This window comes from Dorea sp. 210702-DFI.3.17 (assembly GCF_020560825.1).
GTDB lineage: Bacteria > Bacillota > Clostridia > Lachnospirales > Lachnospiraceae > Dorea > Dorea formicigenerans.
This window is the reverse complement of record NZ_JAJCNB010000001.1, coordinates 226,446-253,020: the sequence shown is the minus strand read 5'-3', so window position 1 is coordinate 253,020 and position 26,575 is coordinate 226,446. Positions and strand designations below refer to the sequence as shown.

Below are 26,575 nucleotides of genomic sequence, written 5' to 3'. Positions count from 1 at the left end.
TAAAGATACCAGAATGACAGAAAAATCATAGAAAATGACAGAGAATTAAAAACTCCTGAATCCTGGTATTTTTGAATAATAATTAATTTAAGGACGAAATCAGAATGAAAAGAGAAGTTGAGATACTTGCGCCGGCGGGTTCATGGGAATGCCTGGAAGCAGCGGTCTGTGCCGGAGCAGATGCGATATATATAGGGGGGAGCCGTTTCGGGGCAAGGGCGCATGCGGATAATCTGAATGAGGAACGCATGTTGGAAGCAATTGACTATGTGCATCTGCACGGACGTAAATTATATATGACAGTCAATACGTTATTAAAAGAGCAGGAACTGGGAGAACTTGTAGATTATCTCCGCCCATATTACGAACAAGGGCTGGATGCAGTGATTGTGCAGGATATCGGGGCTATGCGCCTGATTCGGGAAGCATTTCCGGATCTTCCACTTCATGTAAGTACTCAGGCAACTGTGACACAAACACTGAGCGCACAACTTTTTCAGAGAATGGGAGCAGAGAGAATTGTGCCGGCAAGAGAGTTGTCTCTGGAAGAAATTAAGAATATGAAAAATGCAACTGGTCTGGAGATAGAATGTTTTGTGCATGGTGCTTTGTGTTACTGCTATTCCGGACAGTGCTTAATGAGCAGTATGATTGGCGGGCGAAGTGGAAACCGCGGGGAATGTGCGCAGCCATGCAGACTTCCATATCGAGTTGAAAATCGAAAATCTGCAGATCTAATGAGCCTGAAAGATCTTTGTACGATCGATATGATACCCGAACTTGTTGAGGCCGGAATTGATTCTTTTAAGATTGAAGGGCGCATGAAACAGCCGGATTATGTATATACGGTGGTGCAGATGTATCGGAAATATACAGATATTTATCTGCAAAAAGGGAAAAAAGGGTTCCGTGTCACAAAGGAGGACAAAGAAAAGCTGGAAAATTGTTACCGCCGAAGAGGGTACTGTGATGGGTACTACAGAAAGCAGAACGGAAAAGAGATGCTTTCTTTGAAGCGTCCCGAAAAAGAGACGGAACCGAAGAAAGAAAAAATGGATTACATATTACAGGAAAGAATTGACGGAACCTTAAATCTTGCAGAAGGCACTGTCTCAGAACTGACTGTATGGCTGCATGACAGACCGGAAATGACGGTAACTGTGACAGGAGATATGGTCCAGACTGCAAAAAATCAACCCCTTGCGGCAGAACGGATCGAAAAGCAGATACGGAAAACCGGAAATACTCCGTTTGTATTTGAAGAGGTGTATATCGATGTATCTGGAAAACTGTTTCTGCCGATGCAGAGTCTGAATGAACTACGTAGAGCAGCGCTCTCGGATCTGGAAGTGCAGATTACAGAAGAATATCGTCGGCATATGATCTGGTCGGAGATTCAGGCAGAAGACATGTCTGATAATAAGTTTGAAAATAGCAGAAGAAATTATGAGTTTCAGATTTCAGTAGAGACAGTGGAACAGTTAAAGCTGGCTTTAGCCAGGGAATATGTTGATCGCATCTTTATATCTGATGCAATCGCATTTGATGAAACAGTTATCGACATGTTAGAAGAATACCGCTTAAACATGAGAGATAAAAAACATGAATCAAAGATCTGTCTGGCGATGCCATACATTTTCAGGGAAAGAGCAATGAATATCTACAAGGTATATTTTGAGAAGATCAGCCAGTATTATGAAGGTGTTCTTGTTCGGAACTGGGAAGCTTTAGAATGGATGAAATCAAAAGGATATAAAGAGGAGATTCTGTCGGATTATAATTTGTACGGATGGAATAACAGGGCAATAAAAGAATTGTCAGAACTTGGAATTGATCAGTATACGTCTTCCGTTGAATTGAATTTCCGGGAGCTTAGCGAACTGTCTACGGGAGGTAATCTGATTGTCTACGGGTATCAGCCTGTAATGATTACAGCAAACTGTATCAGAAGGACGACGGAGGGCTGTCTTGGAAAAGATAGTATGTTATATATTACAGATCGCCTTGGAAATAAATTTCCTGTTAAAAATTACTGTAAATACTGTTATAATATAATATATAATTCAGCTCCGATTGTTCTTTTGGATCAGAAAAATGAAATCAGGAGCCTGGAACCATCTGGAATCCGTCTGAATTTTACATTAGAAAAAGAACGGGAGATGGAACAAATCATAGAAAGTTATAAAAATGTTTTTCTGGAGGATAAAGAGATACCGATGCCAGATATCAGTTTTACCAGAGGACATTTTAAGCGGGGAGTAAAGTAGGTGAAAAATTGGTAAACATTATTGTTGAATTGTCAAAATATCTGATGATCATATTGATGACTTCGTACACATTCTTGTGTTTCAGTATTTTTGGATATCAAGATCCGGATAAAAAGAAGAGTCTTTTAAGGCAGCAGAATGTGTTGATGTTCATGATACATATTATTGCATATTTGGTCATGTACTTGGAACAGGAGGATATCAAGCTTCTTGCATTTTATCTGATGCAGGTAGTATTGTTTGGAACTACTGTATTGCTATATACGATTATTTATCCGAGAGTGTCCAGATTGGTCGTAAATAATATGTGTATGCTATTATGTATCGGTATGATCATGTTGACGAGACTAAGTTATTCCAATGCAGTAAAACAGTTCGTTATTGCAGCAGGTGGTGTGGCAATCAGTCTGGTAGTACCAGTCGTGATCCGAAAGGTGAAAAAGCTTTCGGAATGGAGAAAGGTTTATGCAATTATTGGTATTGTATCTCTGGCTCTTGTCATTGTAATTGGTTCTGTGTCTTATGGAGCAAAGCTTGGTTTTCAGGTGGCAGGAATTAACGTTCAGCCGTCTGAGCTTGTGAAAATTGTATTTGTATTTTTTGTGGCTTCCAGTTTTAAACAGTCCATGGCATTTAAAGATATCGTTGTGACGACAGCACTAGCAGCGTTTCATGTATTGATTTTGGTTGCGTCAAAGGATCTTGGAGCTGCACTGATTATATTTGTAGTGTACTTGGTTATGCTGTATGTGGCAACCAGACAGCCCTTATATGTATTGGCAGGACTAGGAGCCGGAAGTGTAGCTTCAGTGGGGGCTTATTACTTGTTTAATCACGTTAGGAACCGTGTGGTCGCCTGGAAAGATCCGATTGCTTCATATAGTGGAAGCGGATATCAGGTGGCACAGTCTTTATTTGCAATTGGAACAGGAAGCTGGTTCGGTATGGGACTGTTCCAGGGACAGCCAGATACGATTCCTGTTGCATCGTCAGATTTTATCTTTTCTGCAATCTGCGAGGAGATGGGGCTGATTTTCGGATTATGCATGACGTTGGTATGTGTTAGTTGTTATGTAATGTTTTTAAACATTGCGATGCAGCTTCGCAATATGTTTTATAAACTGGTAGCACTGGGGCTTGGAACTTGTTACATTTTTCAGGTGTTCTTGAATATTGGAGGAGTAACAAAATTCATTCCATCTACTGGAGTGACACTTCCGCTTGTCAGTTACGGAGGAAGTTCTATACTCAGTACATTGATCATGTTTGCAATTATTCAGGGACTTTATATTTTAAGAGAAGACGAGGAAGAGAATCTTGAAAGAAAAAAGAAGGAAAGGTTACGAGCAGAGAGAGGCAGAGGAGAGGTTAAAAAGAGAGCGCGAAAAACGGCAGATGTCCCGCAGAGAGCGAAAAGAAGCAGACCGGCAGGACAAGCGCCGAGAAAAGAAAAAGCGCGCCCGCAACAAAGAGTTCGCTAGAGTCACATATATTTTTGTAGCACTGTTTATTGCTATGATGGGTTATATCTCTTATTTTAATGTTGTGAAAAGCAGAGATATCATCAGCAGCCCTTATAATAAGAGGCAGGATTCTTATGCGGACCGTGTGATCCGCGGAAAGATTCTGGACAGAAAAGGGAATGTGCTGGCTCAGACAAATGTGGCAGAAGATGGGACAGAGACAAGAGAATATCCGTACAATAATATATTTGCTCATGTGGTCGGTTATACTGCTCAGGGAAAATCTGGTCTGGAGTCTGTTTCTAACTTTGAACTTCTGACTTCCAATGCATTTTTTGTAGACAAATTAAAAAATGAATTCCAGGATAAGAAAAACCAGGGAGATAATGTAGTAACGACACTGGATACAAATCTCCAGGAAGCAGCTTATGATGCACTTGGTTCTAATAAAGGTGCAGTAGTTGTTATGGATCCAAGTACAGGAAAGATTTTAGCTATGGTTTCAAAACCTGATTTTGATCCGAATACAGTCAGCCAAAACTGGAATGAACTCAGCACAAATGAGGATAGTGTGCTTCTGAATCGTGCAACGCAGGGGCAGTACGCACCTGGTTCTACGTTTAAACTTGTAACAACACTGGAGTTCATGCGTGAAAATGCAGATTTTGATTCCTATTCCTATAACTGTACAGGTTCTATTGAAAGCGGTGATGTTACAATTCATTGCTATGGTGGACACGTACACGGACAGGTGACTTTGAGGGATAGTCTTGCGTATTCATGTAATACTTCATTTTCCAATATCGGAAGATCACTGAATGCAGACACTTACAAGGATACTGCGCAAGAGCTTCTGTTTAATAAGAAACTTCCGTCTGTCCTGCCGTACAGCAAGAGTCAGTTTACGTTGACTTCATCGGACACGGAGGCAGAGCGGATGATGACTGCCATGGGACAGGGAAAAACACAGGTAAGCCCATATCATATGGCTTTGATCACGTCAGCAATTGCCAATGGCGGAACATTGATGAAACCATATCTGGTAGATTCTGTTACCAACAATGCAGGAAATGTGATCGAGAAGACAAAACCGGAGAAATATAAAGATCTGATGACTTCCAAAGAGGCGGCGCAGCTCAAAGATTATATGACGGCTGTTACCGATTATGGAACAGCATCTGTACTTGGTGGACAAAACTACACGGCTGCAGGAAAGACCGGAACGGCAGAATATAGCTCAGATAAGGAAAAAGATCATTCCTGGTTCGTTGGAATTGCTAATGTTGACAACCCGGAACTTGTGATCAGTGTGATTATTGAGCAGGCTGACGGTTCTGCAAAAGCAGTTAATATTGCAAAAAAAGTGTTTGATGCATATTATCAATAAAGAAGATTCTGTGATATGTGCAGGTAATAATTGGTAAATAGTTGAGAAAATGGAAAGATAACATGAGATATTATCGCAGACTTTACTGGGGTGAAGACCTGAAAAAGAAAAAAGAAAAGATTATAAGAAGACTGAATACGGGAAAACTTCAAAGAGATATCTATGTACTGGTATTGCCGGAACATGGGTCGAATCAGCTTGAAATTTATAATGCAGCGCTTTTTCTTCAGCCGGATTTTCCAAATGATGATTTCTTTGTTGTAGGAATTGTAAGAGGTTACGAGGCGGCTCTGGAGCTGGTAGAAGAGATCGCCGGGAAAGTGTATGAACAAACAGGAGCGGCGGATATCCGCACATATCTGTTAGAAAGAGAACAGGAAGGCTAAGATGCGATGCTACATATTTTGATTTTGATATTAAAAATAATCGGCATAATAATCGCTGTAATACTGGGAATCCTATTGCTATTGATTGCTATTTTTCTTTTTGTGCCGGTTCATTACGAGGTACAGGGAAGGTGTGATGGTGACCTGGATTCTTTGAAGGGAAAAGTGCAAGTTATCTGGCTTTTGCAGCTTGTTCGGGTGGACATCTTGTATAAGAATGGAAAAATGAAGTGGCGGCTTAGATTTGCATGGATAAAAAGAGGAAATACAGGAGCCGGAAAGAAACAGAAAAAGGTACAGACGCTGCAGAAACAAGCTGAGAAAGCTGAGATTTCTGGAATAGAAGAAGCTGAGGAAACTGAGATTTCAGAAATAGAAGAAGAGGAGAAATCGAATCATGAGAAGAGTATTACAGAAACAGACAAGATTGAAAAGAATGAACCTGAAAAATTTACAGAAAAATCTGAAGAGAATCTGGCGGCGCCGCAGACGATACGCCAAAAGAGTACGCATGCTCCGGAATCTGAAAAATGGAAAACTGAAAAAGGAATTTCTGAAAAAGAAAAATCTGTGGACAGTGAAAAGAATGGAAGCTTCTATCAGAGGATTCTTTCGTGGATTCAGAAGATAAAATGTACTTTTGGAAAATTGTGTGATAAAATAAAAGCATTGTCGGGAAAGAAAGAAAAGTTGGAAGAATTTCTTCGAGATGAGGTGCATAAAGGGGCATATCACAAATGTAAAAAAGAACTTTTCAGGCTTATGAAACATTTAAAGCCAAAAAAGGCAGATGTGAGGATTATTTATGGATTTGATGATCCGTATCATACCGGACAGGCTTTGGCAGTGTTTGGCGTGCTATATCCATTTGTTGGAGGATGTATAAGTGTGACACCTGATTTTGAACATCAGGTGCTGAAAGGTTCAGCATATTTAAAAGGAAAGATTTATCTGTGGCATTTTGTTCAGAGCGGCTGGAAACTGATCTGGAATAGAAATGTGCGTCAGACTTATCGTGATATTCGTAATTTTAAAATAAAATAACAGGAGGATTTTTATATGGCAGATAATAATTTTAAAGGGACTGTGGAGGCATTGTTCACAGGAATTGATGGAGTTGTTTCATCGAAGACAGTAGTAGGAGATGCAATCCATATCGGGGACACAATCATTCTTCCACTGGTGGATGTATCTTTTGCAATTGGAGCCGGAGCGTTTAATGCGGACAAGAAGGAAAAAGGAGCCGGAGGTGTTGGCGGCAAGATGACACCTTGCGCAGTTCTTGTGATCCAGAATGGACACACAAGACTGGTAAATATTAAGAACCAGGATACGATCACAAAGATTCTTGATATGGTGCCTGACATGGTCGACAAATTTACAGGAGGTAAAGATTCAAAACTTGACGAGAATGATGTGAAGGATATTCTTGATAGCGTAGATGTACAGTAGTTATCTGTAATGTCCGGTCTGTGTGAAGCATAGAATAGAGTAAGATACATTATAAGAGAAGGGTCGATAAAAAATGAAACGGGTAGTGGGATTTGCGCTGTTTGGAATAGCAATCGGACTTGTGATCGCCATGCTTTTGCCCAATACATTTGTAACTGTTCTGTGTGTCATACTATGCCTGCTGGCTGGATATAATTTGTTTTGCTGTAAATAACAAAAAAGGCAAATATAAATCTTGATTGAAAAATGTCGGAAAAATCTTGAAAATAATACTTGCTTTTGTGAGAATTATCTGCTAGTATATTATTGTTGCGAGTCTGAAAAAGACTTATTATGAGCGTTAGGAGGTGCAGTCATGGCAAAATGTGCTATTTGTGAAAAGGGTGCTCACTTTGGAAACAACGTAAGCCACTCTCATAGAAAATCCCCAAAAATGTGGAAATCTAATGTAAAATCTGTTCGTGTTAAGACAGAGAACGGAGCTACAAAGAGAATGTATGTTTGTACTTCTTGTTTGAAATCTGGCAAAGTTGAGCGAGCATAATAGTATAAAAGCTCAGATTCCAGAAATGGAATCTGGGCTTTTTTTCGTTATGTGAAAATGATGATCAGGCAGAACAGTCGGGACATGCCTGTTTTGCCTTGTAATATATAATGAAACAGAGTATAATACATATGTTAAATATACGGATATGGAGGTATCGGATATGAAAGGTTGTATGAGCACGGATCTCGGAATTATTACGATTGATCCTGAAGTGATAGCAAAATATGCAGGAACTGTAGCGGTAGAGTGTTTTGGAATCGTTGGAATGGCTGCAGTGAATATGAAGGATGGTCTGGTTCATCTGTTAAAAAAAGAGAGCCTGACTCGTGGAATTAAGGTGCGTATCTCTGAGGATAACCATGTAAGCTTGAGCTTTCATATCATTGTTGCGTATGGCGTAAGTATTTCAGCGGTTACGGATAACCTGATCAGCAATGTGAAGTATCGTGTGGAAGAGTTTTCCGGAATGCCGGTAGATAAGATTAATATCTATATCGAGGGCGTACGCGTCATTGATTAATCAAGGAGGACATAAGAAGTGGCTACAAAGACAATTGATGCAAATATGCTTGCGAAGATGTTTCTTGCAGGTGCGCAGAATATAGAAGCAAAGAAAGAATTTATCAACGAACTGAATGTATTCCCTGTTCCGGATGGAGATACGGGAACTAATATGACTTTGACAATCCTGTCAGCAGCTAAGGAAGTGACAGCGCTTGCAGATGTTGATATGAAGAATCTGGCAAAAGCAATTTCTTCCGGTTCCTTAAGAGGAGCCAGAGGTAACTCGGGAGTTATTCTTTCTCAGCTTTTAAGAGGGTTTACAAAGTCGATCTGTGATGAAAAAGAGATTGACACTGCAGCCCTTGCAGCAGCTTGCCAGAGAGCAAGAGACACAGCATACAAGGCGGTTATGAAGCCGAAGGAAGGAACAATCCTTACTGTTGCAAGTGGAATCGCAGATAAAGCAGCAGAGCTTGCTCTTGAGACAGAAGATCTTGAGGAGTTTATCCCGGCAGTTATTGAGCATGCGGATGAAGTCCTTCAGAAGACGCCGGAGATGCTCCCGGTTTTGAAAGAAGCAGGGGTAGTGGATTCTGGTGGACAGGGACTCTTAGAAGTTATCCGCGGAGCATATGATGCATTTCTTGGGAAAGAGATTGATTATAGCGCAATTGCACCGGCTGCTGGAAATAGTACAGCAGTAAAAGTCAGCGTCGAGGAAGAAAAAGAGATTAAATTTGGCTACTGTACAGAGTTTATCATTCTTCTCGATAAGGAATTTACAGAGAACGACGAGCATGAGCTGAAAGCATACTTGTCATCAATTGGTGATTCTATCGTATGTGTAGCAGATGATGAAATCGTGAAGATCCACGTACACACGAATGATCCAGGACTTGCGATTCAGAAAGCACTGACTTATGGACAGTTATCACGCATGAAAATAGATAATATGCGTGAGGAGCATAGGGAAAAACTGATTCGTGATTCCGAGAAGCTTGCAAAAGAACAGGCAGAAGCCGAAGAAGCTAAAAAGACTGCAGAGCCGAAGAAGCCAATGGGATTTATTGCAGTATCTATTGGTGATGGAATGAACGAAATCTTCCGAGAACTTGGAGCAGATTATATCATTGAGGGTGGACAGACTATGAACCCAAGTACAGATGATATGTTAAAAGCCATTGATCAGGTCAATGCAGAGACAATTTTTATTCTTCCAAATAACAAGAATATTATTCTCGCAGCAAATCAGGCAAAAGACCTTGTGGAAGATAAAGAAATCATTGTAATCCCAACAAAGACTGTTCCACAGGGGATTACAGCAATTATTAACTTTGTTCCGGATGCAGATGCAAAGTCTAACGAAGAGACAATGCTTGATGAAATTAAGAATGTGAAAACCGGACAGGTTACTTATGCAGTCCGTGATACACACATTGATGACAAAGAGATTCATCAGGGAGACATTATGGGAATTGGTGATGCAGGAATCCTTTCTGTAGGACAGGATATTGCAGAGACTACACTGGAGATGTTAGAACAGCTTGTAGATGATGATTCGGAACTGATCAGTCTGTATTATGGACAGGATGTGACTGAGGAAGAGGCGGATGCCTTTACACAGGAAGTTGAAAAACTCTATCCAGATATAGATGTTGATGTGCACTGTGGTGGTCAGCCAATCTATTATTATGTATTAGCTGTAGAATAAGAGATATGATTGAACAGAGTAAGATTCATGAAATAAAAGGCGTCGGGGAGAAGACGGAGAAGCTGTTTGCAAAACTGGGAATTTATACAGTTGGTGACCTTCTCAGGTATTATCCGAGAAATTACGACGTGTATGAGGAGGCCGTCCCTATCGCAGAGGTAGAGGACGGTCGAACTGTTACTGTAACAGGAATGATTTTCGGGCGTGTGCAGGTGGGTGGAAGTCGGAACTTGCAGGTGACGACCATTCACATAAAAGATCTGACGGGGACGATCAAAGCAGTCTGGTTTCGTATGCCGTTTCTTAAAAATACGCTGGCAGGTGGTGGTCAGATTACCTTGCGCGGCCGGGCTGTGAATCGGCGGGAAGGACTTGTACTGGAACATCCGGAAATCTTTTATCCAAGTGAAAAATATGAAGAAAAACTGCATACACTACAACCGATTTATAATCTGACAGCAGGCCTGACGAACAATGCGATTTCAAAAGCTGTTAAGCAGGTCGTAGAAAGCCTTGATCTTACAAAAGAGCATTTGCCTGAAGAAATCCGTCTGCATTATCAGTTGGCAGAATATAATTATGCCATTCGTGGTATTCATTTTCCGGAAGATAAAGAAGTCTTTTATCATGCAAGAGAACGGCTTGTATTTGAAGAGTTTTTACAGTTTATACTTGCAATCCGGAAATTAAAAGACAGCAATAGCCGCATGGATAATGAATATGTGATTCCATTGGATTTACGGACAGAGGAGTTTCAAAAAGCGTTACCATTTGAACTGACCGGGGCGCAGCAGAACGTATGGAGAGAAATCCAGCAGGACATGGCATCTGAGCATGCCATGTCAAGACTTGTGCAGGGAGATGTAGGGTCAGGTAAAACAATCGTTGCAGTATTAGCGCTTCTTAATACCGCATTAAAAGGCTATCAGGCGGCAATGATGGCACCGACAGAGGTGCTGGCAAGACAACATTATGAATCGATTACCAGTCTTTTTGAAGCATATAATATTCCGATAAAAGTAGTGCTTTTGACAGGTTCGATGACGGCAAAAGAAAAACGCAGAGCTTACGACCGGATCGAGTGCGGACTTGCGAAGATCATCGTGGGGACGCATGCACTGATTCAGGACGCAGTTTATTATGATAATCTGGCACTTGTAGTGACAGATGAACAGCATAGATTTGGGGTAAAACAAAGAGAGTCATTTGCAAAAAAAGGCGGTGTTCCGCATGTTCTTGTTATGAGTGCGACACCGATCCCGAGAACCCTTGCAATCATTTTATACGGAGATCTTGATATTTCTGTGATAGATGAACTTCCGGCGAACCGTCTGCCTATTAAGAATTGTGTGGTAGACACCAGTTACCGGCAGACGGCCTACACATTTATGAAAAAGCAGATTGCAGAAGGAAGACAGTGTTACATTATCTGCCCGATGGTAGAAGAAAGTGAAGCTATGGAGGTGGAAAATGTGACAGATTATTCCAGAATGCTGCAAGAAGAAATGGGGACTCAGATTGTAGTTGATCATCTTCATGGGAAAATGAAGCAGGCAGCAAAAGACGAGATTATGGAGCGTTTTGGACGTAATGAAATCCAGATCCTTGTGTCAACGACAGTTATTGAGGTTGGAATTGATGTGCCTAACGCAACCGTTATGATGATTGAAAATGCAGAGCGTTTCGGACTGGCGCAGCTTCATCAGCTCCGCGGTCGTGTTGGACGAGGAAAATATCAGTCTTATTGTATTTTTATGACCGGCTCAAAGGCAAAAGAAACAAAAAAACGTCTGGAAATTTTAAATAAAACGAACGATGGATTTAAAATCGCAAGCGAAGATTTAAAACTTCGCGGTCCGGGAGATTTGTTTGGAATCCGTCAAAGCGGACTTATGGATTTTGGACTGGGAGATATTTATCAGGACGCGGCAATTTTGCAGAAAGCGAACGAAGCCGCAGAATGGCTCTTAAAAAATAATCCTGAATATGTCCAGCAAATTCCAGATTATGAAGGAACTTCTAGTGTAATAATTTAAATCCTCCATATACTAACAACGTAACAAAAACAAAGTTACAAAAGGAGGAGTATAAAATGGCAAATCGTTCATCTAACAAAGCAGCAGTTCCAGAGGCAAAAGGAGCACTGGACAAATTCAAGTATGAGGTAGCAACAGAACTTGGAGTACCATTAACAGACGGTTACAATGGTGATCTGACTTCCAGACAGAATGGATCAGTTGGTGGTTATATGGTAAAAAAGATGATTGAACAGCAGGAAAAACAGATGGCCGGTAAATAATATTTAACGGTAACAGAACAAAGATGAAATGGGGATATGACAAGAAAAAGTTGTATCCCTAATTTCATGGAGTCAGTGTCAGAATTTTGCATAGAATACAGTACATCGGGGAATCGGATTGACATTTCCATGGGACAAATTTATAATGAACGAGAAACTAAGAAAAATTTACGAAAAATGTAGATAAAAATAGATGAAATAGTATAAAAAAGAACTGATAAAGATAAAGATAAAGAGGAATGTGATATGAGAGTAATTGCAGGAACAGCTAGACGTCTGCAGCTTAAGACACTGGATGGAATGGATACAAGACCTACAACAGACCGGATAAAAGAAACATTGTTTAATATGATTTCGGCAGAACTCTATGATAGTAATTTCCTGGATCTCTTTTCCGGAAGCGGCGGGATTGGGATTGAGGCGCTGAGCCGCGGGGCGGCAAATGCGGTATTCGTAGAGAAGAATCCAAAAGCTATGAAGTGCATACAGGAGAATCTGGAATCTACAAAATTAAAAGACCGGGCAAAGACGATGCAGATGGACGTATTTGCGGCGCTTTCGAGGCTGAATGGTGAGTGGAAGTTTGAATATATATTTATGGATCCACCGTATAATCACGAATGGGAAAAGCAAGTGCTGGAATTTCTCGCTGATACGACTTTGCTGGCGGATGACGGAATTATTATCGTGGAAGCATCGAAGGAGACAGATCTGTCTTATGCAGAAGAACTGGGCTATTCCATAATAAAAGAAAAGATGTATAAGACAAATAAACACATTTTCCTGGAGAAAGAATAAGGAGCAGTTATGAAGAGAGCAATTTATCCCGGAAGTTTTGATCCGGTTACATATGGACATTTGGATATTATCAGAAGATCCGCACCGCTTGTGGACGAGCTGGTCATCGGAGTATTGAATAATAATGCAAAAACCCCGTTGTTTTCCGTAGAGGAACGTGTTAAAATGTTAAATGAGGTAACACGGGATATGACAAATGTAATCGTAGTCCCATTTGATGGGCTACTGGTAGAATTTGCAAAAAAGATGGATGCCTGTATGATAGTTCGAGGACTCAGGGCAATCACAGATTTTGAATATGAGCTTCAGATGGCTCAGACGAACCATAAACTGGAGCCAAGTGTTGAGACAGTTTTTTTAACGACAAGCCTGGAGTATTCTTATCTGAGCTCTACCATAGTAAAAGAAGTAGCTTTCTATCATGGAGATATTTCAAAGTTTGTTCCCGATGTTGTGCGAGAAAGAATAAGGGAGAAAATGAATCAAAAAGGAGAGTGTAGATAATGAGCAGCCGTATTGAGCAGATCATTGAAGAAATCGAGGAATATATTGACAGTTGTAAGTTTCAGCCACTGTCTACATCAAAAATTATTGTAAATAAAGATCAGATGGACGAGCTCCTTCGTGAGCTTCGTATGAAGACGCCAGATGAGATCAAGCGTTATCAGAAGATTATTGCAAATAAAGATGCAATCCTTGCTGATGCACAGGCAAAAGCGGACAGCATGCTGGAGGAAGCACAGATTCATACGAATGAACTGGTGAGCGAGCATGAAATTATGCAGCAGGCATACGCACAGGCGAATGAGATTGTAACTGCTGCCACAGAGCAGGCACAGGAGATTCTTGATAATGCAACAAGCGATGCGAATGAAATCCGTATCGGAGCTATGCGTTATGCAGATAATCTGATGGCGAATGCAGAAGGAATCATCGGACATACACTGGACAGTTATACAACCAAGTATGATAGTCTTGTGAATTCTCTTCAGGAGTGCTATGACATGGTTCGTAATAACCGTGCGGAGCTGGATATTCCGGATCAGCCGGTAGCAGCACAGAATGAAGATCAGGGATATGAGCAGGAAGAAGAACCAGCAGAGGATGCATTCCCGGATTTTGACCTGGACAGTGAGGAGTAGATTCTTTATCCTGTACGAAGATTTGTTTACAGATTCTCAATTAAGAGTCAGGAATTGCTACAGATGTGAGTGCAAACACAGTTTTTAGGTTGAACGTATATAAAGATAAGCAAACAGACTGGTCACCAGAGCGGTGACCAGTTTTTTTCTTGCATAGGAGTTGAGAGAAAGTCCGCTTCCATTTATCATGCTGCCTGTCTGAAAAAGTGCACACCAGCCGCCGAAAGCAGTGTGTCCCATACAGAGGCTATAATAGATAGGAAAAGACAGAGGGATGGTCTGGGCGGTTATTGTTTTGTTTAAGAGAGCGCAGCCGTTAGTTAGTTCTAAAGATGGCAGAAGAAATAACTGATAAAACGGGTGTGAAATCGGGAGCTTTTGGAGTAAATTTAAAATGACGGAAAAAAGGATAATATATCCGCCGATTTTAACGATAGCCTCAGAACTATCCATAAGACAGAAATCGAGAGAACATGAAGGAATTTTTGAAATAGTAAATGGAGATGTAATGTCTGTAGTGTTCGATGATGCGAAATGTTTCTTTATGCGAAAGAAAAATGTTAATAGAATAGGCGTTCCGTATAAGATCAGCACAGATGGGAAAATGAGTCTGGGGTTCTGAAAATATCCGAGAACAATATAATGGATGAGAAATGCAGGGCTTGTATTATTGCAAAATGACAGTAGATAAGAAGCTTCTGCTTTTGAAATCTGCCTTGCATGAAAGAGATCGGCGGTAATCTTTGCCCCCATCGGATAACCACACAGGAATCCTACAATAAAAGCGAAGGAACCTTGGGCGGAAATGCCGAACAGACGGCTTATCACAGGAGCAAGGAGTTTGTTTAAAAGTGAACAGGCACAGGAGTCAAGAAGCAGGCGCGAAATGAGAAGAAATGGAAAAAGCGTTGGCAAAACAGTAAGGAACCAAAGTAGAAGTCCGGATTTTGCGCCTTCAAATACTTCAGAAGGAAATAAAAGCATCACAAAAAAGCATAGGATCAGAAAAAACTGAAAAAAATGATTTTTCATGGAACAAGCCTCCTGCTGAGCAAAATCTTAAAACTTAATTAACCATATGGAAATATTTGATTTTTTATGACAAATGATACATAATAGAGAAAGAAATTCGTGGTTGCGCAGATATGGGGTGACCACAAAAATTATTTCAAAGAGAGGGTTATAAACATGGTATTAGAAAATTTAGAACCAAAAGAAGTATTTCGATTTTTCGAGGAAATCTGCCAGGTACCTCATGGTACATTCGATACAAAGCGAATCAGTGATTACTGCGTAGCATTTGCAAAAGAAAGAGGACTTGCATGCATCCAGGATGAGACGAATAACATTATCATTTCCAAACCGGGAACAGTGGGATATGAGAACAGTGAACCGGTCATTATTCAGGGACATATGGATATGGTATGTGAGAAACGTCCGGAATCAAATCATGATTTTAAGAAAGATCCGCTTGAACTGTATGTAGAAGACGGATATGTAAAAGCAAAAGACACTACACTTGGCGGTGATGACGGTATTGCAGTTGCTATGGCACTGGCGATTTTGGACAGCAAGGATATTCCGCATCCACCAATTGAGGCTGTGTTTACGGTAGATGAAGAGATTGGAATGGGTGGAGCAGAGAATATTGACTTGTCCGTACTTAAAGGAAAGAAGCTTATTAATATTGACTCTGAAGAAGAGGGAATCCTGACAGTTGGCTGTGCAGGCGGATTCGGATATAATACTGAGATTCCAGTCACACGCGAGAACGCAGAAGGAGAGAAAATCAGTATCCGTATCCACGGACTTCTTGGAGGACATTCCGGAGCAGAGATTCACAAACAGCGTGGAAATGGACATAAAATGATGGGAAGACTTCTGAATCACGTATCTTTGGAGACTGACATCCGCCTGATCAGCATTGCAGGAGGAACAAAGAACAATGTCATTTCAAGTGAGTGTAAGGCAGAGATCCTTGTGGCGAAAGAAGATGCTGATAAAGTAAAAGCTTCTGTTGCAGAGTTAAAAGCAACATGGGACAAGGAGTTTCTTGGAAAAGAACCGGGACTTACTGTGGATGTAGAAGAAGAAAGTGTATCTGGTGTGGCAGTTATGAACGCGGAGAGTACAAAACGTGTAATCACATATTTTATCATCTGCCCGAACGGAGTACAGTGCTATGACCGTGAACTGGAAGGACTGGTTGAAACTTCCCTGAATCTTGGTATTGTAGAGACGACTAAGGACACTGTAAAGCTTGAAAGTCTTGTAAGAAGTTCTATGGAGAGTAAGAAAGCAGATATGAAAGAAATCCTGGATACTTGTGCACAGGTTGTCGGAGCTAACGGAAAGGTGCAGGGTGGATATCCTGCATGGGAGTACAAAGTAGATTCCGAACTTCGCAAAGTAATGGTAGAGACATTCGTAGAGCAGTATGGAAAAGAACCGGTTGTATCTACCATTCACGCCGGACTGGAGTGTGGACTTTTCCTTGGAAAGAAACCAGATTTGGATTGTGTATCTATGGGACCGGACCTTTTGGATATTCATTCCTTTAATGAGAAGCTGGATATTGCCTCTACACAGAGAACATGGGAATACTTAAAAGGAATTCTTGCAAAATTAAAATAGGATAATGTGGTGTGTAGTATAAAAAATCTACAGACATCATGGCAGTTTGAAAAATAAGAAAATATAAAGGTAGAACATATGGAGAAAGAATCTGTATGTTCTATTTTTATTTTTACCATCTGCAGAGATGGGGGTTATTTTACATTTGATATAGTCATATAGTAGAAGAAAAATGTGCGGAAAATGAGAATAAAACTGAAATGAAGAAAAACAGGAATCTTAGAAATAAACAAGTGTATACCTGGCAGGTAAGCTTGAGGCTGTTTGCAATTCTGCTTGTGATAGCGCTACTGGATGCTGTTGGAATATCAATTTCATATACGTCCGGAAAACACATGACAGATCGAATGATGACGTTGGCTGCGCAGCAATTTCGAGATAAATTTTTTTCGGAAGAACTGCGTCAGAATAAATACCTGTCTTTAACATGCAGGCAGGCGATGCAAAATGTGGAAAAAGAGGCCTTGTATTTCCCGATTCCAGAGTCTGATTTGGATAAATCTTTGGAAGTAAGTTTTGTGGACACTTGGCATATGGAACGTAATTATGGCGGGAAGCGGGTGCATGAAGGAACAGATATTATGGCGGCTGAAAATAAACGGGGGCTGTATCCGGTGGTGAGCGTCAGTGACGGAACGGTGAAAAATAAGGGCTGGCTTGAAAAAGGGGGTTGGCGGATTGGTATCATAAGCAATAGTGGTACTTATTACTACTACGCACACCTGGACTCTTATACAAACCTGAAAATAGGAGATTATGTAAGAGCAGGAGAATTGCTTGGGTACATGGGAGACAGCGGTTATGGAGCAGAAGGAACGGTGGGACAGTTTCCCGTACATTTACATTTTGGAATTTATTTTTATGAAAATGGGAAAGAAATCAGCGTTAATCCGTATGAAGTGCTTTTATTTTTAGAAAATAAAAAATTAATCTATTCATATTTCTAGAGTTATACACCCAGATATGATATACTATATTATGTATGTTTATGCGCTGGAGGAGAAAAATCAATGAGATTGCCAGAGAATTTTGAAAAAAAGATGCGAGATCTTCTGAAAGAAGATTTTGACGATTATATTACATGTTATGAAGAGCCGCGTTATTATGGGCTTCGTGTAAATACGAATAAAATTTCCGTAGAAGAGTTTAAAAAGATCTGTCCGTTTGAAATCGAGCCGATTCCCTGGATTGAGAATGGATTCTATTATGACGGGGAGCATGTAACTCCGTCTAAACATCCATATTATTTTGCAGGGCTTTATTATCTGCAGGAGCCAAGTGCCATGACACCGGCAAACCGGCTTCCGGTGGAACCGGGAGACAAGGTGTTAGATGTATGTGCGGCACCGGGAGGAAAGGCTACGGAGCTTGGAGCAAAGCTTCAGGGGGAAGGAGTACTTGCGGCCAATGATATTAGTAATTCCAGAGCCAAGGGACTTCTGAAAAATATTGAGGTGTTCGGTATTGGCAATGTTCTTGTTTTAAGTGAAGAGCCTGGAAAAATGGAAAACTATTTTACAGAGTATTTTGATAAGATTCTGATTGACGCACCGTGTTCCGGAGAAGGAATGTTCCGAAAAGATAAAAAAATGGTATCTGCATGGGAGGAGCATGGGCCGGACTTTTTCTGTAATATTCAGAAGAGCATTATCTTGCAGGCTGCTCGTATGTTAAAGCAAGGCGGAATGATGCTGTACTCTACCTGTACTTTTGATCCGAAAGAAAATGAGCAGGTCATCGAACATTTACTTAAGACCTATCCGGAATTTAGAATCTTGAAGATTGCGCCATATGAAGGCTTTGTTCAGGGGATGCCGGAAGTGACAGAATCACGGGATCCGTCGCTTGCGGATACTGTCCGCATATTCCCACATAAAATGAAAGGGGAAGGACATTATCTGGCACTTGTACAAAAGGGCGAACCGTGTGACCGTGTGAAAGGTGAACTGATCGGTGGAAAAGGAAAGAAGAAATTACCAGAGGAACTGGAAGAATTTTTAAATGATGTAAAGAAAGAAATCCGTACGGATCTTCTGGATATCCACGGCGAGCGTGTCTATGTAATGCCGGCAGGACTTCCTGATCTTAAGGGACTTCGGTTCCTGCGTACCGGACTTTTACTTGGAGAACTTAAGAAAAAACGGTTTGAGCCAAGCCAGGCCTTTGCCATGACCCTCAAAAAAGATGATTATGAGAAGATTGTTGATCTGCCACTAGAAGATGATCGTGTGAGCCGTTATCTGAAAGGGGAAACACTGGATGTTGATGATTTGGTAGAGACGAAAGCAAAAGGCTGGTATCTGGTCTGCGTGGATGGTTATCCACTGGGATGGGGAAAGCTTGCTAATGGAACTTTGAAGAATAAATATCTGCCGGGATGGAGGTTGAATTCATGATCCGGTTAGACAAGTTCCTGTCTGAGATGGGCGTAGGAACCAGGCAGGAAGTGAAGCAGTATATTCGAAAAGGCAAAGTAGAGGTAGATGGCGAGATTGCAAAGCGCCCGGAACTTAAAGTGGACGAGACAAAAGCACATGTCACACTGGACGGTGAACGAATCGGATATGCCTCTTATGTATATTATATGCTGAACAAACCGGCGGGTGTAGTATCTGCAACAGAAGATAAACGCGAGAAAACAGTGATTGATCTGATCAAGGGACAGAAGCGGAAAGATCTGTTCCCGGTGGGGCGTCTGGATAAGGATACGGTGGGACTTCTTTTAATTACAAATGATGGAAATCTGGCACACCGGTTACTTTCTCCGAAACATCATGTGGATAAATGCTATTTTGCAAAAGTGCAGGGGAACGTTACAAAAGACGATGCGGAAAAATTTGCAGAAGGTGTAAATATTGGCACAGAAGATGAACCGGAGATCACGATGCCGGGAAAACTCGACATTATAAAAAGTGATGATTTATCCGAAATACGTCTGACCATCCAGGAAGGAAAGTTTCATCAAGTAAAACGCATGTTCCAGGCAGTGGGAAAAGAGGTTGTTTATCTGAAACGGGAACGTATGGGCAGCTTGATTCTGGATGATAATCTGGCAGAGGGCGAATACCGCATGCTGACCGAAGAAGAATTAAAGAATTTATTATTTTGAACGCTACAAGTGAGGTATTATAGATGTCACAGGGATTTTTACCAATATGTAAAAAGGATATGGAAGAACGGGGCTGGGAACAGTTGGACTTTGTGTACATTTCAGGGGACGCTTATGTAGACCATCCATCATTTGGACCGGCAGTTATTACAAGGCTTCTGGAAGATTATGGATACAAGGTCGGAATCATCGCACAGCCGGATTGGAAAGATAAGAACAGCATCACCGTTCTTGGCGAGCCAAGACTTGCTTTTCTTGTATCGGCAGGTAATATGGATTCTATGGTAAATCATTACTCTGTATCAAAAAGGCGTAGAAGTACAGATGCCTATACTCCAGGCGGTGTTATGGGAAAACGTCCGGATTATGCGGTGACAGTCTATGGCAACCTGATCCGTCAGGTTTATAAAAAGACACCAATCATTCTCGGAGGAATCGAGGCGAGTCTTCGAAGACTGGCACATTACGATTATTGGTCCAATAAATTAAAACGCTCCGTGCTATTGGATTCCGGGGCGGATATTATTTCATATGGAATGGGTGAGCATTCGATCATTGAGATTGCAGAGGCGTTAGATAGTGGACTTAGTATTCAAGATATTACTTACATTCCGGGAACTGTGTGTAAGGTCAAGAGTCTGGACAGTGTCTATGAACCGACAATTCTTCCATCCTATGAGCAATTAAAAGAGGACAAGCTCAATTATGCAAGAAGTTTTTATGTGCAGTATTGTAATACAGATCCGTTTTCGGGGAAATGTCTCGTAGAGCCTTACAGCGATCATCTTTATGTTGTACAGAATCCACCTGCAAAACCGCTTTCTCAGGACGAGATGGATCTGGTGTATGGCCTTCCGTATATGAGAACTTATCATCCGAGTTATGAAAAAGACGGAGGGGTTCCGGCAATCAAAGAAATCAAGTTCAGTCTGATCAGTAACCGTGGCTGTTTTGGAGGGTGCAGCTTCTGTGCCCTGACCTTTCATCAAGGAAGGATTGTGCAGACGAGAAGTCATGAGTCCTTATTAAAAGAAGCGAATGAAATGGTGAAGGACAAGGATTTTAAAGGATATATTCATGACGTTGGAGGCCCAACGGCAAACTTCCGTGCACCGTCCTGTGAAAAGCAGTTAAAATACGGCGTCTGCAAGGAAAAGCAGTGTCTGTTCCCGAAACCGTGTAAAAATATGAAGGTCGATCACCGGGATTACGTGGCACTTCTTAGAAAATTGCGTAAAATACCTGGAGTCAAGAAAGTTTTTATCCGTTCCGGAATCCGGTTCGACTACGTTATGGCAGATAAGGATGATACATTTTTAAAGGAACTGTGCCAGTATCATATAAGCGGGCAGCTTAAGGTTGCACCGGAGCATGTATCAGACGCAGTCCTGGAGAAAATGGGAAAACCGGAGAATTCTGTCTATAAGGGGTTTGTAAAACGGTATAAAAAAATGAACGAGCGTCTTGGTATGGATCAATATCTTGTGCCGTATCTAATGTCTTCTCACCCGGGGTCAACGTTAAAGGAAGCAGTCGAGCTTGCAGAACATTTACGGGATCTTGGATATATGCCGGAGCAAGTACAGGACTTCTATCCGACACCGTCCACCATATCTACCTGTATGTACTACACAGGCGTAGACCCAAGAAATATGAAACCAGTTTATGTACCGAAGAACCCGCATGAAAAAGCAATGCAGAGAGCATTGATCCAGTACCGGGATCCGAAGAATTATGATCTGGTCATGGAGGCGCTTAGAAAATCCGGGCGCATGGATCTGGTGGGATTTGACCAGAAATGCTTGATCAAGCCAAGGAAAATCAAGTCAGACATGTCTGGAGTAAAAAGAAAGCAGAACTGCAAGAATTCAAAAAATGTAAAAAATAACAGAGGCGGAAACAATAAACGCCGAAAGAGCAGATAATAATAGCGAAAGTGATAATTGTAAACACTGCAAGAGGTGATAGGAGTATGATGAAGATAGCATTGATTACAGGGGCATCTTCCGGACTTGGAAGAGAATTTGCAAGGCAGATTCCAAAGCTTTATCAGAATCTGGATGAAATCTGGGTCGTCGCAAGACGGGCAGAACGTCTGAACGAACTGGAGATGGAATTAAAAGTTCCGGTGCGTATTTTTGACGGAGATCTGAACCAGGATTATATTTATAAAAAACTGGGAATAGCACTGGGAAAATCCCACGCCAATGTACGGATGCTCGTAAATGCGGCGGGTTATGGAAAGATTGGAACATTCTGCGAGTATGGCTGGAAGGAAGAAACCGGCATGGTAGATCTTAACTGCCGGTCACTGACAAGAATGACAGCACTTTGTCTTCCGTATATGCATTGTGGCAGCAGAATTGTGAACCTTTCATCAGCTGCAGCATTTGGACCACAGCCTGGATTTGCAGTGTATGCAGCGACAAAATCTTACGTTTACAGCCTGTCCATGGCACTTGGCAGAGAACTTAAAGGAAGCGGTATTTATGTGACTGCCGTGTGTCCGGGACCGGTGGATACAGAATTCTTTGACCATACCGGAAAAGAAGTCGCAAGTGTGAAAAAGAAATTTCGTGCCGATGCGAAAGACGTGGTCAGAAAAGCTCTGATCGACAGCGCGAGAGGCAAAAAGATTTCCGTGTATGGTCTATCCATGAAAGCTGCCTGGGTGGCATCAAAAATTGTGCCGGACAGTGTGATCGTGGCAGTGATGGAGAAAATTGCAGAATAGGAGGTTCGCATGAAGAAAAAAGAAAAGGGACAGCCTGGTTATATTAGATGGAGAAAAGAAAAATACCTGATCGGAACGATTGCGGAGTTTGCAGTTGTCATAGCACTTGTCGTGCTTGGTTATGTGCAGACGAAGACCAAGCTGAATCTGCTCACGGTAGTTGCAGTCGTCGGGTGTCTTCCGGCATCAAAGATGCTGGTCGAATTTATTACCATTGCACCACATCAGAGTATAGAAAAAGATATTTATCAGGAAATCGAGGCAAAAGCGTCACTTTTAAAAAGAGTTTATGATCTTGTCATTACAAGTCCGGAGAAAGTGATGCCGGTTGACGCTATTGTGATTTCCGGGCATACAGTCATCGGTTATGCGTCGAATACAAAGACGGACGAGGTAACATGTGCCAGATATTTGAAGGACATGCTCAATGCAAATCATCACGAGAAAATGACGGTCAAGATATTCCACGATTACAAAGCATTTTTAAGCCGCGTGGAGGGCATGAATAATATTGTTGAGGTGGGACATACAGAGAACGGACGGGAGGACCGTGCAGTCCGGAAACTGATTTTGTCCACTTGTATGTAGAATTATGAAAGAGACGATTATCAAAGAAAATGAGTCCGGTCAGAGACTGGACAAATATTTGAAAAAATATCTTCCCCAAGCGCCTGGAAGTTTCATTTATAAAATGCTCAGAAAGAAGAATATTACATTAAATGGGAAAAAGGCAGCAGGACAGGAGAAACTTAATACCGGAGATTCGATAAAGTTTTTTCTTGCAGAGGAGACAATCGATAAATTTACAGGAAATGCAGCAGCAAGTGAGTCTTATCCGGTAAAAAAGGATTTGGAGATTATTTATGAAGACGATAATATCCTGCTTATAAATAAACCGGCAGGCATGTTATCTCAGAAAGCAAAGAAAGAAGATGTGTCACTGGTGGAATATGTGATTGGATATCTTCTGTCAAATGGTTCTGTTACAAAAGAAGAACTTCTGACATTTCACCCTGGAATCTGCAACCGTCTGGACCGAAACACAAGCGGTATGGTCGTGGCAGGGAAAAGCCTGGCCGGGCTTCAGATTATGGGGGAAGCTTTTAAAGAAAGAACCCTTGCAAAATATTACCTTTGTCTGGTCAAAGGCTGTATTAAAGAAACTTCACATATTCGTGGATATCTGAAAAAAGATGAGAAAACGAATAAAGTTATGATTAGCCGGAAAATGTCGGAAGGGGCAGCAGCCATTGAGACAGAATATGAGCCAGTGGCTTATCAAAAAGAGCTTACGCTGTTAAAGGTTCATCTGATCACCGGTCGGACGCACCAGATCCGTGCACATCTGGAAAGTATCGGACACCCGTTAATGGGGGACTACAAATATGGAAATATATCCTGGAACCACCAGTATGAGTCATATGGTGTAAAGACACAAATGCTACATTCTTATGAGCTGCATTTTCCGCAGATGCCAAAACCTTTGGAGAATCTTTCGAAAAATGTATTTCAGGCGCGTGTTCCGGGCAAATTTTATCGACTTATTAAGGAGACAGCATGGGAACATGGAACTCAAGAGGCCTTAGAGGTTCTACATTAGAAGAGATGGTCAATTGGACCAACGACCATTATCTGGAAAAGGGACTTGCCCTGATTCAGAAGATACCGACCCCCATTACACCGGTGCGCATGGACGCAGATCACAAACAGATCACACTGGCGTATTTTGAAAAACGAAGTACGGTAGATTACATTGGAGCAGTCCAGGGAATTCCAGTGTGCTTTGATGCAAAAGAATGTGTAGCTGATACATTCCCATTACATAATATCCATGAGCATCAGATTACATTTATGACTCAGTTCGAGCAACAAGATGGAATTGCGTTTATCCTGATTTATTATTCTGAACGGAACGAACTTTATTATATGCGATTTGAAGAAATGATTCGTTTCTGGAACAGAGCATGTGATGGCGGGCGTAAAAGTATCCGCTACGAGGAATTAGATCCACGATTTTTTATGAAACCAAAAAACGGGTATTATATTCCTTATCTGGACTTCATAAATCTGGATTTGGAACTCCGTGAGGAAGCTTGACAAAGTGCCTGGAAATGCGTATAATGCAATAAGGTTTTAATATGGTAGCACGCTAAAGTGCGGGAGGAATGATCTATGGAAAAACTACTTCATACGCCGGAGGGAGTCCGGGATATTTATAATGTTGAGTGCGGAAAGAAGCTGGCACTGGAAAATCGACTAAAAAAAACACTGCATTTATTTGGATATCATGATATTCAGACTCCGACCTTTGAATATTTTGATGTGTTCCGGAAGGAAATCGGAACAATACCGTCCAAAGATCTGTACAAATTTTTTGATAAAGAAGGCAACACGTTGGTTTTGCGACCAGATATAACACCGTCCATCGCACGTGTGGCTGCTACATTATTTGGAGAGGAAGATCTCCCGATACGGCTTTGTTACACAGGTAATACATTTATTAACCATTCCAACAATCAGGGACGATTAAGAGAAGTGACCCAGATGGGAGCTGAGCTGATTGGGGATGATTCCGTGGAGGCAGATGCAGAGATGCTTGCTATGGTCATTGAATCTATGCAGGCAATCGGACTTAAGGAATTTCAATTAAGCGTTGGACATCTTGGCTTTTTCCAAAGTCTTATTGAAGACGCTGCATTGGACGAAGAAGCACGGGAGCGGGTCATTGAACTGATCAACAACCGCAATTACTTCGGAGTTGAGGAATATCTGGACAGTATTATGGTAAAGAGAAGCTCAAAAGAGGCATTTGCAGCTCTTGGAAATCTGGTCGGAGGCGTGGAAGTTCTTGCAAAAGCAAAGAACATTGCACCCAATTCCAGTGGAATCATGGCTGTGAAGCGGCTGGAGAAGATTTATGATATCCTCGCACTTTACGGAGTCGAGAAGTTTGTGACTTTTGATCTGAGTATGACAGGAAATTATGGATATTATACGGGAATCATCTTCCGTGGTTATACATTTGGAACCGGAGATGCGGTAGTCAAAGGCGGCCGTTATGATCATTTGCTGGAGAAGTTTGGAAAGACATCAGCATCTATCGGCTTTGCCATTGTCATTGATGAGTTGATGAATGCTCTGATCCGCCAAAAAATCCGCATTGTTTATACAAGAAAGAATGCAATTATTCTTTATGATGAAAGCCGTGCAAGAGATGCAATCCGGCTTGCAAAAGATTTCCGGGCGAAGGCAAAGAACACAGAACTGATTAAGAAATCACCGGAGAAGGGACTGGAAGACTATATCCGGTTCGGCAAGGAATATTATGCTGGAAGTCTTGTATATATTAAGAAAAGTGGTGAGATTACCATGGTAAATCTGGTGACCGGAGAACAAAAGGAAGTTAATAATAACAAATAAAATGTCTGCTTTGGCAGACTCGGATTCGAAAACCCCTGAAAATGGGTTATGAATTTGACGATAGGAGTTTTTTATATGAGATATCTGACATTTGCCCTCGGAAAAGGGCGTCTTGCCAATCAGACCCTGGAATTGTTTGAAAAGATTGGTATTACTTGCGAAGAGATGAAGGACAAGAATTCCAGAAAGCTGATTTTTACCAATGAAGAATTGAAGCTTCGTTTCTTTCTGGCAAAGGGACCAGATGTACCGACCTATGTAGAGTATGGTGCAGCTGATATTGGAGTTGTAGGAAAGGACACCATTTTGGAGGAAGGGCGTAAAGTCCACGAGGTTCTGGATCTTGGCTATGGAAAATGTAAAATGTGTGTCTGCGGATATAAGGATGCAGCGCCGCTTTTACAGCATCATGAGTTGATCCGTGTGGCAACAAAATATCCGAATATTGCAAAAGATTATTTTTATAATAAAAAGCATCAGACTGTGGAGATCATTAAACTGAACGGTTCCATTGAACTGGCACCAATTGTTGGACTTTCTGAGGTCATTGTTGATATTGTGGAGACCGGTTCCACACTTCGTGAAAATGGACTGGAAGTTCTGGAGGAAGTATGTCCTCTTTCCGCAAGAATGATTGTGAATCCAGTCAGCATGCGTATGGAAAGCGAGCGGATCAAGAATCTGTTGATGAAGCTTCGCACACAGATTTAAAATAATAAATG

At 41.4% G+C, this 26,575-nt stretch carries 27 protein-coding genes; 26 read left to right on the top strand and 1 reads right to left on the bottom strand.

The genetic code is table 11. From position 1 onward, the window contains the following. The first annotated feature begins 104 nt into the window (after window positions 1-104). From LI149_RS01200 to LI149_RS01130, 15 genes are all read left to right on the top strand, one after another. A complete protein-coding gene (locus LI149_RS01200) occupies window positions 105-2,267 on the top strand; it encodes a U32 family peptidase (RefSeq protein WP_227142889.1) in 2,163 nt (720 codons plus the stop codon). An 8-nt stretch (window positions 2,268-2,275) separates the two neighbouring features. Continuing rightward, window positions 2,276-3,748 (top strand): FtsW/RodA/SpoVE family cell cycle protein, encoded by a 1,473-nt coding sequence (locus LI149_RS01195; protein WP_173785841.1) that lies wholly within the window; start codon window positions 2,276-2,278, stop codon window positions 3,746-3,748. 37 nt (window positions 3,749-3,785) lie between these two features. Next, entirely contained in the window at window positions 3,786-5,117 is a 1,332-nt protein-coding gene (locus tag LI149_RS01190; protein WP_227078277.1) for a penicillin-binding protein 2, read from the top strand. Between the two features lie 62 nt (window positions 5,118-5,179). Beyond that, window positions 5,180-5,503 carry a hypothetical protein gene (locus LI149_RS01185; protein WP_005332872.1) on the top strand — a complete coding sequence of 108 codons (324 nt, stop codon included), beginning with the start codon at window positions 5,180-5,182 and terminating at the stop codon, window positions 5,501-5,503. A gap of 24 nt (window positions 5,504-5,527) precedes the next feature. Further along, window positions 5,528-6,547, top strand: a complete 1,020-nt coding sequence (locus LI149_RS01180) for a DUF2953 domain-containing protein (protein WP_227142888.1) — start codon at window positions 5,528-5,530, stop codon at window positions 6,545-6,547. 15 nt (window positions 6,548-6,562) lie between these two features. Continuing rightward, window positions 6,563-6,955 carry a GerW family sporulation protein gene (locus LI149_RS01175; RefSeq protein ID WP_005332870.1) on the top strand — a complete coding sequence of 131 codons (393 nt, stop codon included), beginning with the start codon at window positions 6,563-6,565 and terminating at the stop codon, window positions 6,953-6,955. Between the two features lie 73 nt (window positions 6,956-7,028). Then, entirely contained in the window at window positions 7,029-7,169 is a 141-nt protein-coding gene (locus tag LI149_RS01170) for a hypothetical protein (RefSeq protein ID WP_005332869.1), read from the top strand. Between the two features lie 141 nt (window positions 7,170-7,310). Further along, a complete protein-coding gene (gene rpmB, locus LI149_RS01165; RefSeq protein WP_005332867.1) occupies window positions 7,311-7,499 on the top strand; it encodes a 50S ribosomal protein L28 in 189 nt (62 codons plus the stop codon). A 163-nt stretch (window positions 7,500-7,662) separates the two neighbouring features. Next, complete coding sequence (locus LI149_RS01160; RefSeq protein ID WP_040015456.1) at window positions 7,663-8,022, top strand: Asp23/Gls24 family envelope stress response protein; 360 nt, start codon at window positions 7,663-7,665, stop codon at window positions 8,020-8,022. Between the two features lie 18 nt (window positions 8,023-8,040). Continuing rightward, window positions 8,041-9,717, top strand: coding sequence for a DAK2 domain-containing protein (locus tag LI149_RS01155; protein WP_168933546.1), 1,677 nt, complete (start codon window positions 8,041-8,043; stop codon window positions 9,715-9,717). Window positions 9,718-9,722: 5 nt separating this feature from the next. Then, window positions 9,723-11,753 carry an ATP-dependent DNA helicase RecG gene (recG, locus tag LI149_RS01150; protein WP_227142887.1) on the top strand — a complete coding sequence of 677 codons (2,031 nt, stop codon included), beginning with the start codon at window positions 9,723-9,725 and terminating at the stop codon, window positions 11,751-11,753. A gap of 56 nt (window positions 11,754-11,809) precedes the next feature. Further along, window positions 11,810-12,016: an alpha/beta-type small acid-soluble spore protein gene (locus tag LI149_RS01145; protein WP_005332859.1), complete on the top strand. Its 207-nt coding sequence runs from the start codon at window positions 11,810-11,812 to the stop codon at window positions 12,014-12,016. A 246-nt stretch (window positions 12,017-12,262) separates the two neighbouring features. Continuing rightward, window positions 12,263-12,814, top strand: a complete 552-nt coding sequence (rsmD, locus tag LI149_RS01140) for a 16S rRNA (guanine(966)-N(2))-methyltransferase RsmD (protein ID WP_005336267.1) — start codon at window positions 12,263-12,265, stop codon at window positions 12,812-12,814. Window positions 12,815-12,823: 9 nt separating this feature from the next. After that, window positions 12,824-13,318 carry a pantetheine-phosphate adenylyltransferase gene (coaD, locus tag LI149_RS01135; protein ID WP_005332855.1) on the top strand — a complete coding sequence of 165 codons (495 nt, stop codon included), beginning with the start codon at window positions 12,824-12,826 and terminating at the stop codon, window positions 13,316-13,318. After that, complete coding sequence (locus tag LI149_RS01130; protein WP_005332854.1) at window positions 13,318-13,956, top strand: hypothetical protein; 639 nt, start codon at window positions 13,318-13,320, stop codon at window positions 13,954-13,956. The genes coaD and LI149_RS01130 overlap by 1 nt, the downstream gene beginning before the upstream one ends. An 84-nt stretch (window positions 13,957-14,040) precedes the next feature. On the opposite strand, the gene LI149_RS01125 is transcribed toward LI149_RS01130, so the two are convergent. Further along, window positions 14,041-14,988, bottom strand: a complete 948-nt coding sequence (locus LI149_RS01125; RefSeq protein WP_117656974.1) for a nucleoside recognition domain-containing protein — start codon at window positions 14,986-14,988, stop codon at window positions 14,041-14,043. A 156-nt stretch (window positions 14,989-15,144) separates the two neighbouring features. On the opposite strand from LI149_RS01125, the gene LI149_RS01120 reads away from it, so the two are divergent. From LI149_RS01120 to hisG, 11 genes are all read left to right on the top strand, one after another. Next, window positions 15,145-16,590: an aminoacyl-histidine dipeptidase gene (locus tag LI149_RS01120; RefSeq protein WP_173785836.1), complete on the top strand. Its 1,446-nt coding sequence runs from the start codon at window positions 15,145-15,147 to the stop codon at window positions 16,588-16,590. Between the two features lie 200 nt (window positions 16,591-16,790). Then, on the top strand, window positions 16,791-17,537 hold the full coding sequence (locus LI149_RS01115; protein WP_168933549.1) for a M23 family metallopeptidase: 747 nt from the start codon (window positions 16,791-16,793) through the stop codon (window positions 17,535-17,537). A gap of 63 nt (window positions 17,538-17,600) precedes the next feature. Further along, entirely contained in the window at window positions 17,601-18,986 is a 1,386-nt protein-coding gene (locus LI149_RS01110) for an RsmF rRNA methyltransferase first C-terminal domain-containing protein (protein ID WP_173785834.1), read from the top strand. Next, a complete protein-coding gene (locus tag LI149_RS01105) occupies window positions 18,983-19,699 on the top strand; it encodes a pseudouridine synthase (RefSeq protein ID WP_227086596.1) in 717 nt (238 codons plus the stop codon). The genes LI149_RS01110 and LI149_RS01105 overlap by 4 nt, the downstream gene beginning before the upstream one ends. A gap of 23 nt (window positions 19,700-19,722) precedes the next feature. Then, the gene (locus LI149_RS01100; RefSeq protein ID WP_005332847.1) at window positions 19,723-21,624 is read left to right on the top strand and encodes a YgiQ family radical SAM protein; all 1,902 of its coding nucleotides are present in this window, start codon (window positions 19,723-19,725) and stop codon (window positions 21,622-21,624) included. 47 nt (window positions 21,625-21,671) lie between these two features. Continuing rightward, the gene (locus tag LI149_RS01095) at window positions 21,672-22,433 is read left to right on the top strand and encodes an SDR family oxidoreductase (protein WP_118236535.1); all 762 of its coding nucleotides are present in this window, start codon (window positions 21,672-21,674) and stop codon (window positions 22,431-22,433) included. Between the two features lie 9 nt (window positions 22,434-22,442). Further along, entirely contained in the window at window positions 22,443-23,021 is a 579-nt protein-coding gene (locus tag LI149_RS01090; protein WP_173785831.1) for a hypothetical protein, read from the top strand. Window positions 23,022-23,025: 4 nt separating this feature from the next. Continuing rightward, the gene (locus LI149_RS01085) at window positions 23,026-24,033 is read left to right on the top strand and encodes an RluA family pseudouridine synthase (RefSeq protein WP_173785830.1); all 1,008 of its coding nucleotides are present in this window, start codon (window positions 23,026-23,028) and stop codon (window positions 24,031-24,033) included. Then, window positions 23,991-24,530: a Holliday junction resolvase RecU gene (locus LI149_RS01080; protein WP_168933554.1), complete on the top strand. Its 540-nt coding sequence runs from the start codon at window positions 23,991-23,993 to the stop codon at window positions 24,528-24,530. The genes LI149_RS01085 and LI149_RS01080 overlap by 43 nt, the downstream gene beginning before the upstream one ends. A gap of 75 nt (window positions 24,531-24,605) precedes the next feature. Next, window positions 24,606-25,853, top strand: a complete 1,248-nt coding sequence (gene hisZ, locus LI149_RS01075; RefSeq protein ID WP_168933555.1) for an ATP phosphoribosyltransferase regulatory subunit — start codon at window positions 24,606-24,608, stop codon at window positions 25,851-25,853. Window positions 25,854-25,928: 75 nt separating this feature from the next. Further along, entirely contained in the window at window positions 25,929-26,564 is a 636-nt protein-coding gene (gene hisG, locus LI149_RS01070; protein ID WP_005336290.1) for an ATP phosphoribosyltransferase, read from the top strand. Window positions 26,565-26,575 lie beyond the last annotated feature (11 nt).